The organism is Fructobacillus papyrifericola (assembly GCF_018437235.1).
GTDB classification, from domain to species: Bacteria; Bacillota; Bacilli; order Lactobacillales; family Lactobacillaceae; genus Fructobacillus; species Fructobacillus papyrifericola.
In genome coordinates, this window is record NZ_JAAMFJ010000001.1 from 487,233 (window position 1) to 501,906 (window position 14,674).

Below are 14,674 nucleotides of genomic sequence, written 5' to 3' on the forward strand. Positions count from 1 at the left end.
CCATATAGCTATAGTTTACCACGAGGACACAAAAAAAACGCCACAAAGTGGCGTTTTTACAAACGAATTAACGCTTGTTCTTCTTCTTGTTGCGCTTACGTGCAGCTTCAGACTTCAACTTACGTTCTACTGAAGGCTTAACGTAGAATTCGCGCTTTCGGTATTCTTGGAGAGTACCGTCCTTAGAAACACCACGCTTGAAACGGCGCAATGCATCATCCAAAGATTCATTCTTGCGAACAATAACCTTTGCCATGTCGATTCCCCTCCTTCCTGGCATTTTATTTCGTCGAAACGATATGCACTTGAACCTTGCTATTATCTCAAGGCCCCATGAGAAAGTCAAGAAAAAATTTACCAGCAACTGCCAGGCCAAGGCCTTTTATCAAAAAAAGAACGAATCGGTTGATTCGTTCTTTAAAAAGATGCTTTAGGCTGCTTGATGTTGCTGACCGCTGTTTTTCGAACCACCCTTTTGGTGACCCTTGGGCTTAAGCATAGCCAGCAGAATCAAGACGGCCATGACGAATATCAACAGGCCGTACATGCCAATGCCGGGATTGCTTCCCTTCAGCGGTGAAAAGACCCCGAGGAAAGAGACCACGGCAGGTGCAAAGGCCGTTCCGATGTTACAGCCAATGAGCAGAATCGAATTGGCCAGGCCGTCGGCCGACTTTGGAATCCGGTTGTCGATGGTATCAAAGATGTAAGTCCCAGCTAATGGATAGGAAAAGCCAATGATGGCCACCGCCAAAGTCAGGACCCAAACATTGCTTGCATAATTCATCAGCAAGGTCCCAACAACCATGCACAAAAGGCCGGCCAAAAGGACGTAGCGTTTCAAGGCCTTAAAGGCCCGGCCAAAGAGAAAGCCCATGAACATTGAGGCCAGCGTGTAGGCCGTAATGATAAAAGCCGCGGTTGTGCCGTCACCCATGTGGTTTTGAACCACAACGGAGGGAGTCAACACGTTGACGATGGCCATACCGATTGTAATCGTGCCACAAAAGACCGAGGACCAAATGATTGGCCAAGATAACTTGGGTTTCTCGGCGTTCTCCTTCTTAGCCTGCTTTGAGAAGTGGTATTCGGGCACGACTTTGTAAAAGCCGGCCAATACAACCAAGATAAAGGCGTAAGACAAGAAGGAAACCTGCCAGGAAATGTTCAGGAGAACACCCGCTAACAAATTGATGACACAAACGCCGATGGGCTCAAAGGCCGAGCGTTCACCAAGCATTTGGGCCTGGTCGTCCCCTTCGTAATAGAGGTTCACCAGGGTAATGGCCAGGGAGTTGGTCATCCCGATGCCGACACCAAAGATAATCCGCGCAAGGAGCACGAGCCAGAGGTTGGAAAGCAGCACTGGGGCAATCCCGGCGACGCCCATCAACAGCATGCCCAGGCCGACGACTTTTTTAATGCCGAACTTCGCAGCTAACTGACTCGAAAAAAGCAAAATGATGAAGGCCGGAATCTGTTGAATCGTGGCCACCATGTTAACTAAGGTACTAGGGTAATTGGAAAAGGCGCGCTGCATGGCTGGTAGCGCGGGTGAAATCGCCGTTCCTGAGGTAATGATCAGGGAAACGGCCAGAATCCAAAAACGGTGTGAAGACGTCTTCGGGTCCCATTGTTGTCGATCTTTTGACATTGGGCACTCCTTTCAAGTATGTCTACAGCTTCATTGTACCCCTCTTTCTAAGAACTGTTAAATTTTCCAAAGTGGTTGATAAAGGCAGCCGGAATGGCCCTCCCGCCCGCTTTTCACCCAATAAAAAAAGCACTAATTGTGCTTAAAGGAAGGAAAGGCATAGCGGTGAAAGAGACCAATCAATTCCCCGTTGAATAAGAGAGCCAAAACCGTTCCGATTTGAATACCAATCAACTGACCTTTCAAGAAAAAGGCCAGCAAAATCAGGCTGACTGCAGGAGCAAAGGCCAACAACTGCCCCTTCCATGCTTTTCCATCAAAGAAGCGGATGGCTAAAATATCGGTTAAAAAGTCGGTCGGGTACATCCAAAGGCTGGCTCGCTGGTAAAAAGAGGTTCCCAGGCAAACCAAAACAATTCCCAAAACAACGAGGGCCAATTTCATGAAGACCGCTTCTGAACCAGGACGCAAGAAGGCCAGAAAGTTGGCAAAGAAGTGAATCAATTCGCCGAAAAAGAAGACAAAGAGGACCGAACCGGCCACATGCCACCAAGAAAAAGCCGGCAGCAAGAACATGTTCAGCAAAATAACGGCACAGCCAATCAGAATAATCATCAAAGACAAGGGCTGCTGAAAGGCCGCAGCCATGCCCAGGGCCGCAGCCGTCCAAATCCCGTTCCCCTCCCCTGACAAAATCATCAGGGCGTTACCAACCGTGACGAGCAGGAGGCCCAGAATAAAAAAGAGAATGCGCGTTGTTAGACGATTTTTCAAAGAATTTCTCCATGTCCTTTTGGTAAAGTAGAAGGATAACGTGTTGCATCAGCAACACCAGTATACAAGAAACGGAGTCAGCCGATGTGGGTAAACAAAGAAATCGATGAATTAACAGCTAGAGAATTCTACGCCATGGAAAAGCTGCGCATTGACACCTTTGTCTTGGAACAAAAACGCAACTACCATGAACTAGACGAAATTGATTTAGTAGCTCATCACCTGGCCTATCTTGAAGAAGGCCAGTGCCTGGCCTACGCCCGCATCTTTGAAAAGGCTGATACCATTCATTTTGGCCGGGTGGCCACCGCCCTGTCTGCCCGGGGAAAGGGCTATGGCGGTCAGCTGCTAAAAGAAATCCTTAGCTTCTGTGACAACAAATGGCCGAACCGCCTAATCGAAATTGAGGCCCAGGAACAGGTCGTGGGCCTCTATGAAAAGTTTGGTTTTGAATCCGTTGGCGAACTTTTTGTTTTGGAAGGCACCCCCCATCAAAAGATGGTTCGAAAGCCGGGCGTAAGATAGTTTCCTTTTTTATCAGCCATGATTAATCCTGAGCGACCGTTATGGTCATCTGTGGCGACTATCAATTAAAAAAGAGTCGAACAGCTTGTTCGACTCTTTTTCTTTGTTTAGGGTTCTGGTTCGAAGAAACGACCACCGGTGTGTTCGACTTTTGACTCGGAGTAAAAGGAGTGGGGATCAACTTCGTGGATGGCCTCGCGGAGATCACCCAATTCATGCTGAGTAACCACGGTCAGCAAGACCGACTTGTCCTTACCCGTATAACCACCGTGAGCCGAATCAATGATAGTCACGCCCCGGCGCATCTTCTGCTGGATGTGCTCGCACATCATCTCCGGTTTGTTGGTGACAATCATTTCTTGGATTTGCTGCTGACGGGTGTAAAAGACGTCGATGAAGTGAGCAGAAACAACAACCCCGATAATGGAATAAAGGGCGTACTGCCAACCGTAGGTCAGCCCAGCACCGACCATAATCAGCGCATTGAAGGCCAGGTTGACGGAGCCGACTTTGGTATGGAACTTCATCTTAAAGAGCATCCCGATGATGTCCAAACCGCCGGTTCCAACACCGTAGCGAAGGGCCGTTCCAACCGCCATTCCGTTCAAACCACCACCGAAGATGGCACAGATTAAGGGATCGGAGGTCAGCACGGTCTTTGTCGCAAAGACGGGCACCAACAAGGCCGACAAAATAACCGCAACGGCCGTAAAGATGGCAAAGCGTTTGGATAGCTTCACCGCCGCAATGACCAGTAGTGGCAAGTTGGCCGCGGCAATCCCGACGGAAACCGAGATGCGGCCGTTAGTGACCGTGTCAATTAACTGGGCTAAACCGGTAAAGCCGGAGGAGTAAATGTGCCCCGGCTTCCAGAAATAATTCAGGGCAATGGCCAGAATGACACCGTACAAAACGGCGCCCACGAACTGGTGATAGTAATAGTGATCTAACTTTTTTTCGATTTTTGCAATCATTGTCTTCTGCTAAGTTAACTTGGGCTGATAGCCTTTTGTCCCTAGCTAAGATATGACCAAAAGGCAGCCTGGTCCTTAGCTGGTTCATAACCGATGCATGAACTACCCCTATATTCTAACAAGATTGACCAAAATGTGGGCATAAAATTGTAAAATGACTCAAATTTGTTTCTTTTGTCATGCTCTCGGTAAATAAAAAGCACGCCTTTTACCTCGCAAGAAGTGTTAAAAGACGTGTTTTTTCAAATATTAATAAGTGAACTTATTCTTTTGGCGCTGATTCATCAGCTTCTAACCCCAATTCAGCCAATTGCTTGGCATCAACGGGCGTTGGCGCTTCGGTCATTGGTTCCGTGGCCTTTGAGTTCTTAGGGAAGGCAATCACTTCACGAATGTTGTCCTGACCAGCCAAGAGCATGGCCAAGCGGTCCAAGCCAAGGGCGATGCCACCCATTGGTGGGAAGCCGTATTCCATGGCTTCAAGCAGGAAACCGAAGGCTTCTTCGGCTTGTTCTGGGGTAAAGTCCAAAGCCCGGAGCATCTTTTCTTGGATATCCATGCGGTGGATACGGATGGAACCGGAACCTAATTCGTAACCGTTCAGAACCAAGTCATAGGACTGGGCGTGAGCCTTGTGTGGGTCTTCGCCTTCGTTCAAGTAGTGCAAGTCCTCTTCGTTTGGCATCGTGAATGGGTGGTGGGCCGCAATCCAACGGTCAAAGTCTTCGGAGTACTCGAAGAGTGGCCAGTCAACGATCCAGGCAAAACGCCATGGTGTTTCTTGGTCAATCAAGTTCAATTCCTTGGCCGTCAGACGACGCAAGGCATCCAGTGAGGCGGCCACAACGTCAGCACGACCCGCCCCGAAGAGCAGGAGGTCGCCGACTTTGGCACCAGTCGCTTCGATCAGGTCCTTAGCAGCTGCTTCATCGAAGAACTTAGCGATTGGGCCCGTCAAGCCTTCGTCAGATACCTTCATCCAAGCCAAGCCCTTGGCGCCGAAGCGTTCGATGTATTGACCAAGCTTGTCGATGTCCTTACGTGAGTAGTGATCAGCGGCACCTGGAACGGCCAAAGCCTTCACGACGCCCCCGTCCTTGACTGCGTTTGCAAAGACGCCAAAGTCGGAGTCCTTCACAACCGCTGACAAATCCTTAATTTCATAAGGAATTCGCAGGTCTGGCTTGTCCGTTCCGAAACGGTCCATCGACTCTTGCCAGGTCAACCGTTCGATGTCTTCCAACTTCAAGTCAAAGTCGACCACGTCCTTCATGATCTGCTGAACCCAGTGACCAACCAGGGTCTGGATTTCAGAGGCGTTCAAGAAAGAAGTCTCCAAGTCGAGCTGGGTAAATTCAGGTTGACGGTCCCCACGCAAGTCTTCATCACGGAAGCAACGGGCGATTTGGAAGTAACGGTCAAAGCCGGCCCCCATCAACAACTGCTTAAAGAGCTGTGGTGACTGTGGCAAGGCGTAGAAGGAACCAGGATAAATACGGGAAGGCACCAGGTAATCGCGGGCCCCTTCCGGCGTTGACTTGGCCAGGTATGGCGTTTCAATGTTGATGAAGCCGTGTTCTTCCATGAAGCGGTAGGCCGAAGACATAATCTTTGACCGAACACGCAAGTTGTGCTGCATCTGTGGGCGACGGAGATCCAAGTAGCGGTACTGCAACTTGAGTTCTTCTCCAGCCTTCACGTCATCTTCGATATCAAAGACCGGCGTCTTGGAATCGGCCAAGATTTCAGCCTTTGACACCTTGACTTCGATGCCACCGGACTTGATCTTGTCGTTGTGCTGCCCTTCGGCACGGGCCACGACTTCACCTTCGATGGCTAAGACGAACTCGTTACGGGCCCTTTGGGCGACTTCGAGTGCTTCTGCTTCATCAGAGGAAAAAGTCAACTGGACAATCCCTTCACGGTCACGCAAATCGATGAAGACCAATTCACCGAAGTTCCGGCGCTTTTGCACCCATCCGGCCAACTTAACCGTTTGACCGATATACTGTTCATCTACTAAACCTGCATAGGTTGTGCGTTCCATTATTCTGCCTCCTCGGCCACTAACTGACCCATGACGTGTTCAATTTCTTCAGCCAAGCGATCGATGTTCAAGTCTGCCTGCTTACCAGTCAGCATGTCCTTGACTTTGACCTGCTTGGTCTTGGCTTCTTCATCCCCAATCGTGATGACAAAGCGAGCCTTGCGACGGTTGGCCGTCTTAAACTGGGCCTTGAGCGAACGACCGGCAAAGTCCAAATCGGCGGAAAAGCCGAGGTCCCGCAACTTTGTGGCCAGTTCCAAGGTCAAGGCCTGGTTGTCATCCCCAATGTGGGCCAGGTAAAAGTCCAAGCCGGCCGCTTCCAGGTTCAACTGGTTTTGGGCAGTCAGCAGGGCAATCAAGCGTTCAACACCGAGACCAAAGCCAATCCCTGGCGTTTCTGGTCCGCCAAATTCTTCGACCAAGCCAGAGTAACGACCACCACCGGCAATGGTGGCAGCGCCCTTCAAGTCGGGATCGGTAGTCATCACTTCAAAGATCGTGTTGTTGTAGTAATCCAAGCCACGAACCATGGATGAATCGATTTCGTATTGGATACCCAAGTCATCCAGGTAAGTCTTAACCGCTTCAAAGTGGGCCTTTGATTCATCTGACAGGTAGTCAAAGATGGTTGGTGCCCCTTCCACAATGGCCTGGTCCTTCTTATCCTTTGAATCTAGGACACGGAGTGGGTTCTTTTCCAAACGGGTCTTGGAGTCTTCGGACAGTTCGGCTTCGTGTGGCTTCAGGTAATCAATCAGAGCCTTTCGATAAGCTGCCCGGGAATCCTGGTCACCCAGGGTGTTCAAGGCGACTTTTAAATCCTTTAGCCCAAGGGAGGCCAAGAACTTAACCACCATGGTAATCACTTCGGCATCCAGGCTTGGCTCTGTTGAACCAAAGGCTTCCACACCGATTTGGTGGAACTGACGAAAACGGCCGGCCTGGGGCCGTTCATAGCGAAACATTGGGCCCATGTAAAAGGTCTTGTAGGGCTTTTCTTGTTCGGGGCCAAAGAGCTTGTTTTCCACAAAGGCACGGACAACCCCGGCCGTTCCTTCCGGACGCAGAGCCATGTGCCGGTCACCCTTATCGGTAAAGTCATACATTTCCTTTGTCACCACGTCGGACGTATCACCGGCCGAACGGGAGAATAGGTCAAAGGACTCAAAAATCGGCGTGCGAATCTCACCGTAGCCATAACGGGAGAAAATTAAGCGGGCCTGCTGTTCAATCTTTTGCCAAGCTAAAACGTTTTGACCATAGAGGTCGGCCGTTCCCTTTGGCTTTTGAAAAGTTGCTTTTGCCATGTGTTTTCATCGACGCCTCTGCGTCGCCTCCATTGAATTTATCGAGCAAATAACGAAAAAAACGCCCTCAAGAAATGTTTCAAAAAACATCTCCTAAGGGCGCTTTGGCGCGGTACCACCTTACTTTCGTGTGCGTGCACACGCTAGGTTTCCCTTAACGCGGGAAAACGGCTGGGTTAACAGCGCCTGTGTAAGTGTCTTGAGCAAAGTCTCGCCTGACTCTCAGCAACCGTCAGGTCTCTTTTTCGAGGATCTTTACTCTTTCCCTACTCATCGGTTATTCGTTAGTTTCATTTTAGCAGTTGAAACCAGCATGTCAATACTTAATCCCTTTTGATTCAGGGGGACTTCGTCTATAATGGACCTATCAAATTTTCTTTCTTTTCAAATTTCACTAACAGGAGGTTTTTATGCACCGAATCTTAGAAAAGCTGCAACACGATCTACTTTTTCTTTTCACAACCGGACTATTCATCCTCTTTGCCCTATTTGGTCGAGTTAATTGGGCCAGCATTTCCTGGCCCACGGTCGAGTCCTTACTGGCCCTGCTTGGCTTAGTCACACTCTTTCAATCACTGGGCTTGATTGATGCTTTAGCCGACTTTTTCATTGAGCAAGCCAAGACGACCCGTGCGCTCGTTTGCGCCCTCTACCTACTGACCTTCTTTTCGGCCATGGTCGTGACAAACGACGTCGCCATCCTCACCTTTGTTCCCCTGACCTTTGCCTTGGCCAAAAAAGTGTCCCTTCCCGTTGTCAAAGTCGCCGCCATGGTCACCGTTTATGCCAACCTCGGTTCCGCCATTTCACCTTTAGGCAACCCGCAAAACATCTTCTTACTGGCCCATTACCAAGGTGGCCTGGCCGAAATGTTGCTGCCAGCACTGCTTCTCTTCTTACTGGCCCTTTGCTCCCTGCCCTTTGCACTCAAAGTGATCGCAAAAACCGAAATTGAGCCCATTGAACAAAAGACCAGAATTCCTTCTTTTACCCGCTTCGAACGCCTGCTGCTGACCTTTGCCTCCCTGGTCGTTTTGCTCAGCCTGCTGAGTCAAACCAACTTGCCGGGGGCCGTCGTCATCGTCTTCCTCTTAATCCTGCAGTTCAACGCCGGCTCAATAAAAGAAATCGATTATGGCGTCGTCTTTTCCATTCTGAACTTCTTCTTACTGGTCAGCGTACTAATTAGCCTTTCACCCGTTCACCAGTTCTTACTACATATAGGTGCAGACAAGCTTTCCCTCTTCTTTTCTGCTAGCCTTTCCAGTCAAGTGATTTCCAACGTGCCGGCAGCCGCCCTCCTTGCACCTGTGACAAAGCACTTTACCGCCCTCTACCTCGGTGTTTCGGTCGGTGGCTTTGGCACCCTGGTCGCCTCGCTGGCCAATCTGCTGGCCTTCCGTCAGGTTAAGGCCAATGCCGAAGCGCGCTTGCGACGGGACTTTTTACTGGTCTTCACCCGCTATAACCTCCTCTTCTTATTCCTGGGCGTAGCCCTAGCCACCCTCTACTTATCCTTCACATAAAAAAAGCAGCGACAAATTGTCGCTGCTTTTTTTACAAAGTCAATTCCTGGTCTTCTTGGGACCTAAAATATCGCGGACCCGCTTTTGCAAAGCCGGCACGACTTCTTTTTCGTACCAGGGATTCTTTGCTAACCAAATGTTATTTCGTGGCGATGGGTGGACAATTGGAAAGTAAGTTGGCCAGTATTCCTCGTAGTTTTTGATGGTATCGGTAATCTTCGCAGAGGACTTGAGATGCAAGTAGTACTTCTGTGCATAGGAGCCAACCAGAATCGTTAACTGCCGGTCGGCCATCCGGTCGAGTAAGCGGGGATGCCACTTTTCGGCAATCCCCTTACGGGGTGGCACATCCCCAGACTTTGCCTTGCCTGGATAATAAAAGTCCATGGGGATCACGCCAATGTCACCGGAATCGTAGAACTCTTCCTTGCTGACTCCCAACCACTCTCGTAAACGATCACCAGAAGCGTCATTCCACATGATGCCCGATTCCTGGACTTTTAGACCGGGGGCTTGGCCAATAATAACAATCTTGGCAGTCTTTGGTGCAATAAAGATGGGTTCCCAGCCCTTTTCCGTGTAGGCCCTGTTCATTGGGTCTTGCTTGATTTCTTCGTGAATGGTCATGCTTTTGCCTTCTTTCAACTTACCGTGTTAAGGCTGGGTCCGCTGCTTCTGCTGCGGCCTTGACCGCACTTTCTTTGAAGTAGACCCGGTCAGCATTGTTGTACAAAACGTCTTCGAGCTCCTCTTGGTTGAAGAGCTGACTAGCTTCCAACCAATTAGCTAAGTTCTCATAGGAATTAAAGGTGGCCGACCAGGGCGAATCGGTTCCCCAAATCAAACGCTTGGCCCCTAAGACCTGCTTGGCCAGAGCAACGGCTTCCCGGCACTTTGGATAGGGAAAGTCTGTCTCGCCAATAATGTCTTGAATGGCCGAGAGGTCGGTCCAGATGTTTTGCTTCGACTTGAAAAGTTCTAATGCCGCCTTTAAGCGGTTTAAATGATCAGCCGACGGGAAGGACAGGTGGCAGACAACAAAGTCCATCTCAGGGTAACGGGCGGCTAAATTCGCGATGGCCTCTGGCTGATAGGAAATCTGATCCGACGAACCGTAGTCAACCGTCACCGTAAAGCCAGGATAGTCGGCTAAGTAGTGGAAAATCTGGCCGACTTTGGCATCCGTGTCCAAGCGGAAAGGCTTTTCGGAATGGTAACCGTGCAGGCCGCCTCCTTCTGAAATTTCAAACTTAATGGCGCGAAAGCCGAGGTCTTCGACATGGCGTTTGACAATCGCCATGGCGTTATCGGCAAAGGGGTCGACGGAAAAGGCCCCGATAAAGTGCTCCGGGTACTTCTTGATGGTTTGATAGCTGTAGTAGTTTTGATAACCGTTCAACGAGCCCTGTAGCAAAACAGCCTTTTCGACACCGGCCTTTTTCATCAATTCCATGGCTGCTTCGGCCGTAAACGAATCATCGCCTGAACCCTTAGGAATTAACTGGATGACCGTCCCGTCATCCCAAATGGCCTTGCCATCTCCAAGCGCATTCAAGCGCCCCTTACCGTTCAATCCCGCAATGGTCTTCACCAGGTGCAAGTGTCCATCAATCTTTTTCATCAAATGCCTCCAATCCCTTTTTCACCCCAATTGTACTCTTTCTAAAATGAAAGGCCCAGCTTCCAAAAGTAATCAAAAAGCCCTCTCCAAAAGGAAAAGACTTGTCTGCTTCATTTACATCAAATAGGCTGCGTTAAAAATCAGCAAGACCGCACCGATGGCAAAGATCACCGTTCCCCAAAGGAGCTGTGAAATCACCGAGCGGTCACCGAAGTAGAGGCGCAGCAAGGGCGCCGTGCTTCCAAAGATCAGCACGATAATTCCCAAGACAACGAGTAACAGTCCAACAATGGCTAACATGGTTTTCTCCTTTTTAACAATTTAGGCCTTGGCTAAAACCGAAATAGCGGCTTCCGCCAGCACATGCCCCTGCATCGCCTTGAAGAGTTCGTTTAAGTAATAGCCCTCTTGCAAATCCAGCTTCTCATCAAGGGCGTAAACCGTCAGGGTGTAGTCATGGTCCTTGTCTGGTGGCATTGGGCCGCCATAGCGGTAGACGATTTCCTTGCCAAAGTCGGGATAGAACTTCGAAGCAAAGCTGTTGCTGCCCTGACAGAGGCTCTTGTCTTCTCGACTAGCATCTTCTGGGATGCTTGTGACGGCACCAAAGTTAGTGGCCACCCAGTGAATGAACGGAAAGCCACAAACGGGGATGGCATCGTAATCAATGAAAGTGATGGCTAAGTCCTTTGTGCCAGCAGGCAAATCGCTCAATTCAATCGGCAGCGAGCAAACGGGCACCCCGTCCACCTTGTCTTCTGCTCCTGCGGCTTTGCCATACTTATCAGGCAGATAACCTTGAAATGCTTTAATCTTCATGGAAAGCTCCTTTCCCTTTCTTCTATTCCATTCTAACAGCTTCAAATCGAAAGTAAAATGCGGACAAAGTCGGCCCTCCCCGAAAAAAAGTGCTATGCTAATCATGAAAGCAGAGAAGAAACGTTTGTTAGGAGGCTGTTATGAACAAGGAAGAACGAGAAGAACAAGAGAAGGCAGACCAATTGGCACCCTACAACAAGCCCTGGTTCATCTTCATCGGCATCATCGCCGTTCTTTGCCTAGTCGGCTACATTGCCCTCTTAGCCTAAAGTAAAAACGATTGTTTTTTAACCAATCGTTTTTTTATGCTTAAAACAGATAAACAAGCCCCACGTAGGTGGCCGAACCAAACAAAATGGCCAAAAGCATATCGCTCTTCACATAGTAGAGAGCGACCGTCACCAAACCGGCAAAGAAGGCTAATAGACTGTCAAAGCCAGGATGCAGAATCTGACTTTTATAGCAGTAAATGACCAGGATGCCCAAGATGGCTGGTGGCAGATGCTCACCCAGGTATTTTACAAAGCCCGGGGTCTCCTTCTTGCCAGAAAAAATCAAAAAAGGTAAGAAGCGTGTGGCAAAAGTCGCCAAGGACGCAATGGCAATGGTCATGATCTCATTCGGTACCGTCATGGGCCGGCCCCTCCTTTTTGTATTCAAACCAAAACAGTAGAACCATCAATAACATGGCGATGGGCAAAAAGAACTGGCTACCGAAAATAAGCAAGCTAACCAGGCCCACGAAAAGCCCCATTAGAGAAGATGACCGCTGGGCCTTGACCATGAATTGACTCATGAACAAAACGATAAAAAGGGCCACCAAGACAAAGTCAATGCCCTTAATCTGAAAACTGATAAAGGAACCGGCAATGCCCCCAACAAAGGCCCCGAACACCCAGTAGAAATGATTCAGTAAGGTAACGTAAAAATAGTACTTTTTCTCTTTAAGGTCGTCAGGTAGAACCGTGGCAAAGTTAATCGAGAAGGTCTCGTCACAGAGACCAAAAATCAAATAAAGTTTCTTCAGTCCCGTGTTTTTGTACTTCTCGAGCATGGAAAGGCCATAGAAAAAGTGCCTTGAATTAATAATCAGCGTCAAAGTCAGAGTCAACCAGGGATTAAAGGCTTTGAGCAAGGCGTTAGCAATGACAAATTCAATGGAGCCACCAAAAATAGTCAAAGCCATCAGCGTTGGGTACCAAAAATTAAAGCCCAGCTGGTGCATGTAAAGGCCGTATGTAATACCCAGAAAAACAAAACCCGTCATGATGGGTAGCGTCTTTATCAAGGCGAAGCGTAACTCTTTGTTCATGTTCGATTTTCTTTCATTTGCGTATTATTCAGTGCAATAAAACTTTGCCAAGCAAAATGACAATCAATCAGCTCAAGACTTAATCAGAGCACACATTCATAACAGCCTATTTTCTCTCCACTGAGCGGACAACGTATTTTTCGAGATCAGAAATATCAATGACCCATGATTCGGTAAAGGAAACCCTGGCCGGTTTGCCCTGCCATTTTAGTTTTGCCCCCTCTTCGTTGGCAATTAGCTGTTCGTTTTTACTAACGTAATAATCCCGTGCCTTCACCACGTACTCGACCGTTAATAAATCACCCAATCTCGAAACGGGGTAAAGTCCTCGAACCCTGACATCCGTTGTTCTCGCTTCGATGCCCTTTTCAGCGTAACCGGCTAAGATTTTTTTGATTTTTAGCATAAAGAAAACCGGTCATCTCATCTTCGATTAGCGAGAGGTCTGCCCTTGTCCAAGCTTTTTGAAAACGAATAAACAAGGCGGTTAAATCACTCCGGTAACACTGGTCAAACTCGATTTCTTTGGCCAATTGTCGGTTGCCCTGCCGATTCATCCACTTGATGGCTTGCCAGAAAATGAAAAAACTAATCAGACCAATAATGAAACTACCGTTTGACTCTTGGCCACCAGTCCCCGTACTACCACCGGTTGGTGAGGTACTCGAACCACCGCCACCTTGTCCTCCGCCGCCGGAACCGCCACCAAAGCTAGCATAGACAATTTGTGGACTGTTCCAGTATAGGGCCAGGACAAAGGCAAAAAATATTTTCCAGTATTTCTTCATTGATTGCCCCTTCCCTTTTCAATGATTCATGACCAAGAAAAAGAGGATCAGTTCGCTTTTCGGCCAACCAATCCTCTTCTAAGATTAAGGAGATAGCGGGATTCCAAACAAGCCTGTCATATCAAAGTTTTACGGGTTTTGTGTTAATTTATGTGTTATTTTATTCTAGTTTTGGGACGATACCATCAAGGACGCTTGCTGTTTTTTCGCTGGCCTCTTTGGTTACTTCGCTATAAATATCTAGCGTAATTGAGGCGTCAGCATGACCTAGATAGGTTTGGGCTTGTTTAACGGTTGCGCCACGTTCAAGGGCAAGCGTTGCCCATGTATGACGTAAGCCGTGAGGGGTTATCCCTTCAGCCACGTTGTAGCGTTTCTTAACGTCATCCATCCACTTCTTAGGTCTGGTTGGTTGTACAAAATGGCCTTCAGTATTAAAAACAAAGTCAGTTGGCTTTTTATAACTACTTTCATCATAGTAGCTGGCTAGTACCCTGACCATGTCGGAAGCTATCTTAATTGTTCGATAGCTTGCTGACGACTTTGGTTCTTTCAAATACCCTACACCGTGTAGACCACGTCCTATGGCTTGTTCAATCGTTATATAGCCACCATCAAAGTCTACATGCTTCCACTGTAAGGCTATTAGCTCCTCTGACCTCATACCAGTGAAAGCGGCCAGCCTAAGCAAAACATAAGCCTGCCTGTTAATCTGGCAATATTGGCTATCAAGCACCTCAACAAACCGCCTAAACTCTTCAAGGTTCATGGCCTTCTTTTTCTTCTTGGTTCGTCTCTCTCGTGGGAAGACAACTTTGGTAAAAGGGTCTACTGCTATCATATCCAAACGTACGGCCATATCTACCACCTTACGAAAGTACAGCACCGGCTTTTTATACTTGATAAGTTTGGCCTGCATTGTGGTAAGATACTTCTGTAAAGCTATAGGTGTGATCTCATCTACTGGAGTATTACCCCATACAGGTAAAATGTGTATATCAAAGTAGCTTAGTACTTTGTTAAGCGAGCTTTCTTCTACAGTGCTTTGGTAGCCATCTAACCAAAGTTCATAGAGTGCCTTGACCGTTAGAACGGCCGGGCGCTCTTTTTTGTTGTACTCACTTTCTCCAGCCTTGAACAATACTGTTTCATTATTAAACCAGTCTCTTGCTACCTTTCGGGATAAGAAACCACGCTTTTTGACTCTTGCTCTCGTACCATCAGGATGTTTACCAAGATACCCTATTACCTCCCAAGTCTTCCCATCCTTTGTATTCAATTCTTTTAATTGCATTGTTTACCTCCGATAGCGGGGATGCTATCAAAA

At 48.4% G+C, this 14,674-nt stretch carries 18 protein-coding genes; 3 read left to right on the top strand and 15 right to left on the bottom strand.

The window, feature by feature from the left end; all coding sequences use genetic code 11:
* Positions 1 to 67: 67 nt before the first annotated feature.
* The 3 genes from rpsU to G6R28_RS02300 all read right to left on the bottom strand — a co-directional run bounded on the left by rpsU (position 68) and on the right by G6R28_RS02300 (position 2,428).
* On the bottom strand, positions 68 to 256 hold the full coding sequence (gene rpsU, locus G6R28_RS02290) for a 30S ribosomal protein S21 (protein WP_010690912.1): 189 nt from the start codon (positions 254 to 256) through the stop codon (positions 68 to 70).
* Positions 257 to 430: 174 nt separating this feature from the next.
* Complete coding sequence (locus G6R28_RS02295; protein WP_213792612.1) at positions 431 to 1,654, bottom strand: MFS transporter; 1,224 nt, start codon at positions 1,652 to 1,654, stop codon at positions 431 to 433.
* A 132-nt stretch (positions 1,655 to 1,786) separates the two neighbouring features.
* Positions 1,787 to 2,428 carry a DUF6198 family protein gene (locus G6R28_RS02300; RefSeq protein WP_213792613.1) on the bottom strand — a complete coding sequence of 214 codons (642 nt, stop codon included), beginning with the start codon at positions 2,426 to 2,428 and terminating at the stop codon, positions 1,787 to 1,789.
* Positions 2,429 to 2,512: 84 nt separating this feature from the next.
* Here G6R28_RS02300 and G6R28_RS02305 point away from each other — a divergent pair, with 84 nt between their 5' ends.
* Positions 2,513 to 2,953: a GNAT family N-acetyltransferase gene (locus G6R28_RS02305; protein WP_213792614.1), complete on the top strand. Its 441-nt coding sequence runs from the start codon at positions 2,513 to 2,515 to the stop codon at positions 2,951 to 2,953.
* Positions 2,954 to 3,060: 107 nt separating this feature from the next.
* Here G6R28_RS02305 and G6R28_RS02310 read toward each other — a convergent pair whose 3' ends face one another.
* From G6R28_RS02310 to hisS, 3 genes are all read right to left on the bottom strand, one after another.
* Positions 3,061 to 3,927 carry a YitT family protein gene (locus G6R28_RS02310; protein WP_213792615.1) on the bottom strand — a complete coding sequence of 289 codons (867 nt, stop codon included), beginning with the start codon at positions 3,925 to 3,927 and terminating at the stop codon, positions 3,061 to 3,063.
* 262 nt (positions 3,928 to 4,189) lie between these two features.
* A complete protein-coding gene (aspS, locus tag G6R28_RS02315) occupies positions 4,190 to 5,974 on the bottom strand; it encodes an aspartate--tRNA ligase (protein ID WP_213792616.1) in 1,785 nt (594 codons plus the stop codon).
* Positions 5,974 to 7,281 carry a histidine--tRNA ligase gene (gene hisS / locus G6R28_RS02320; protein ID WP_213792617.1) on the bottom strand — a complete coding sequence of 436 codons (1,308 nt, stop codon included), beginning with the start codon at positions 7,279 to 7,281 and terminating at the stop codon, positions 5,974 to 5,976. The genes aspS and hisS overlap by 1 nt, the downstream gene beginning before the upstream one ends.
* Positions 7,282 to 7,691: 410 nt before the next feature.
* Between hisS and G6R28_RS02325 the strand changes: the two genes are divergently transcribed.
* Positions 7,692 to 8,807 carry an SLC13 family permease gene (locus G6R28_RS02325; protein ID WP_213792618.1) on the top strand — a complete coding sequence of 372 codons (1,116 nt, stop codon included), beginning with the start codon at positions 7,692 to 7,694 and terminating at the stop codon, positions 8,805 to 8,807.
* A gap of 39 nt (positions 8,808 to 8,846) precedes the next feature.
* Here the strand turns inward: G6R28_RS02325 and G6R28_RS02330 are convergent, their stop codons facing one another.
* The 4 genes from G6R28_RS02330 to G6R28_RS02345 form a co-directional block, all read right to left on the bottom strand.
* On the bottom strand, positions 8,847 to 9,434 hold the full coding sequence (locus tag G6R28_RS02330) for a uracil-DNA glycosylase family protein (protein WP_213792619.1): 588 nt from the start codon (positions 9,432 to 9,434) through the stop codon (positions 8,847 to 8,849).
* A 19-nt stretch (positions 9,435 to 9,453) separates the two neighbouring features.
* Positions 9,454 to 10,428 carry an amidohydrolase family protein gene (locus G6R28_RS02335; RefSeq protein WP_213792620.1) on the bottom strand — a complete coding sequence of 325 codons (975 nt, stop codon included), beginning with the start codon at positions 10,426 to 10,428 and terminating at the stop codon, positions 9,454 to 9,456.
* 114 nt (positions 10,429 to 10,542) lie between these two features.
* Positions 10,543 to 10,728, bottom strand: coding sequence for a hypothetical protein (locus G6R28_RS02340; protein ID WP_213792621.1), 186 nt, complete (start codon positions 10,726 to 10,728; stop codon positions 10,543 to 10,545).
* 21 nt (positions 10,729 to 10,749) lie between these two features.
* Positions 10,750 to 11,247 (bottom strand): YbhB/YbcL family Raf kinase inhibitor-like protein, encoded by a 498-nt coding sequence (locus G6R28_RS02345; RefSeq protein ID WP_213792622.1) that lies wholly within the window; start codon positions 11,245 to 11,247, stop codon positions 10,750 to 10,752.
* Positions 11,248 to 11,387: 140 nt separating this feature from the next.
* On the opposite strand from G6R28_RS02345, the gene G6R28_RS06620 reads away from it, so the two are divergent.
* Complete coding sequence (locus G6R28_RS06620) at positions 11,388 to 11,516, top strand: hypothetical protein (protein ID WP_274381066.1); 129 nt, start codon at positions 11,388 to 11,390, stop codon at positions 11,514 to 11,516.
* 40 nt (positions 11,517 to 11,556) lie between these two features.
* Here the strand turns inward: G6R28_RS06620 and G6R28_RS02350 are convergent, their stop codons facing one another.
* The 5 genes from G6R28_RS02350 to G6R28_RS02370 all read right to left on the bottom strand — a co-directional run bounded on the left by G6R28_RS02350 (position 11,557) and on the right by G6R28_RS02370 (position 14,641).
* Positions 11,557 to 11,880 (bottom strand): branched-chain amino acid transporter permease, encoded by a 324-nt coding sequence (locus G6R28_RS02350; protein WP_213792623.1) that lies wholly within the window; start codon positions 11,878 to 11,880, stop codon positions 11,557 to 11,559.
* Positions 11,864 to 12,514, bottom strand: coding sequence for an AzlC family ABC transporter permease (locus G6R28_RS02355; RefSeq protein WP_238479246.1), 651 nt, complete (start codon positions 12,512 to 12,514; stop codon positions 11,864 to 11,866). Before G6R28_RS02355 ends, G6R28_RS02350 begins: the two co-directional genes overlap by 17 nt.
* A 151-nt stretch (positions 12,515 to 12,665) precedes the next feature.
* Positions 12,666 to 12,965, bottom strand: a complete 300-nt coding sequence (locus G6R28_RS02360; protein WP_213792625.1) for a hypothetical protein — start codon at positions 12,963 to 12,965, stop codon at positions 12,666 to 12,668.
* On the bottom strand, positions 12,928 to 13,347 hold the full coding sequence (locus G6R28_RS02365) for a hypothetical protein (RefSeq protein ID WP_213792626.1): 420 nt from the start codon (positions 13,345 to 13,347) through the stop codon (positions 12,928 to 12,930). The genes G6R28_RS02360 and G6R28_RS02365 overlap by 38 nt, the downstream gene beginning before the upstream one ends.
* A gap of 160 nt (positions 13,348 to 13,507) precedes the next feature.
* A complete protein-coding gene (locus tag G6R28_RS02370; protein WP_213792627.1) occupies positions 13,508 to 14,641 on the bottom strand; it encodes a tyrosine-type recombinase/integrase in 1,134 nt (377 codons plus the stop codon).
* Positions 14,642 to 14,674: the final 33 nt, after the last annotated feature.

What these genes read in the sequence shown, in the direction of transcription:
- G6R28_RS02310 (WP_213792615.1), bottom strand. Translation starts at nt 3,927, where the DNA reads ATGATTGCAAAAATCGAAAAAAAGTTAGATCACTATTACTATCACCAG.
- hisS (WP_213792617.1), bottom strand. Translation starts at nt 7,281, where the DNA reads ATGGCAAAAGCAACTTTTCAAAAGCCAAAGGGAACGGCCGACCTCTAT.
- G6R28_RS02295 (WP_213792612.1), bottom strand. Translation starts at nt 1,654, where the DNA reads ATGTCAAAAGATCGACAACAATGGGACCCGAAGACGTCTTCACACCGT.
- G6R28_RS02360 (WP_213792625.1), bottom strand. Translation starts at nt 12,965, where the DNA reads ATGCTAAAAATCAAAAAAATCTTAGCCGGTTACGCTGAAAAGGGCATC.
- G6R28_RS02325 (WP_213792618.1), top strand. Translation starts at nt 7,692, where the DNA reads ATGCACCGAATCTTAGAAAAGCTGCAACACGATCTACTTTTTCTTTTC.
- aspS (WP_213792616.1), bottom strand. Translation starts at nt 5,974, where the DNA reads ATGGAACGCACAACCTATGCAGGTTTAGTAGATGAACAGTATATCGGT.
- G6R28_RS06620 (WP_274381066.1), top strand. Translation starts at nt 11,388, where the DNA reads ATGAACAAGGAAGAACGAGAAGAACAAGAGAAGGCAGACCAATTGGCA.
- G6R28_RS02305 (WP_213792614.1), top strand. Translation starts at nt 2,513, where the DNA reads ATGTGGGTAAACAAAGAAATCGATGAATTAACAGCTAGAGAATTCTAC.
- G6R28_RS02365 (WP_213792626.1), bottom strand. Translation starts at nt 13,347, where the DNA reads ATGAAGAAATACTGGAAAATATTTTTTGCCTTTGTCCTGGCCCTATAC.
- G6R28_RS02350 (WP_213792623.1), bottom strand. Translation starts at nt 11,880, where the DNA reads ATGACGGTACCGAATGAGATCATGACCATTGCCATTGCGTCCTTGGCG.
- G6R28_RS02370 (WP_213792627.1), bottom strand. Translation starts at nt 14,641, where the DNA reads ATGCAATTAAAAGAATTGAATACAAAGGATGGGAAGACTTGGGAGGTA.
- rpsU (WP_010690912.1), bottom strand. Translation starts at nt 256, where the DNA reads ATGGCAAAGGTTATTGTTCGCAAGAATGAATCTTTGGATGATGCATTG.
- G6R28_RS02345 (WP_213792622.1), bottom strand. Translation starts at nt 11,247, where the DNA reads ATGAAGATTAAAGCATTTCAAGGTTATCTGCCTGATAAGTATGGCAAA.
- G6R28_RS02335 (WP_213792620.1), bottom strand. Translation starts at nt 10,428, where the DNA reads ATGAAAAAGATTGATGGACACTTGCACCTGGTGAAGACCATTGCGGGA.
- G6R28_RS02355 (WP_238479246.1), bottom strand. Translation starts at nt 12,514, where the DNA reads ATGACGGGTTTTGTTTTTCTGGGTATTACATACGGCCTTTACATGCAC.
- G6R28_RS02330 (WP_213792619.1), bottom strand. Translation starts at nt 9,434, where the DNA reads ATGACCATTCACGAAGAAATCAAGCAAGACCCAATGAACAGGGCCTAC.
- G6R28_RS02340 (WP_213792621.1), bottom strand. Translation starts at nt 10,728, where the DNA reads ATGTTAGCCATTGTTGGACTGTTACTCGTTGTCTTGGGAATTATCGTG.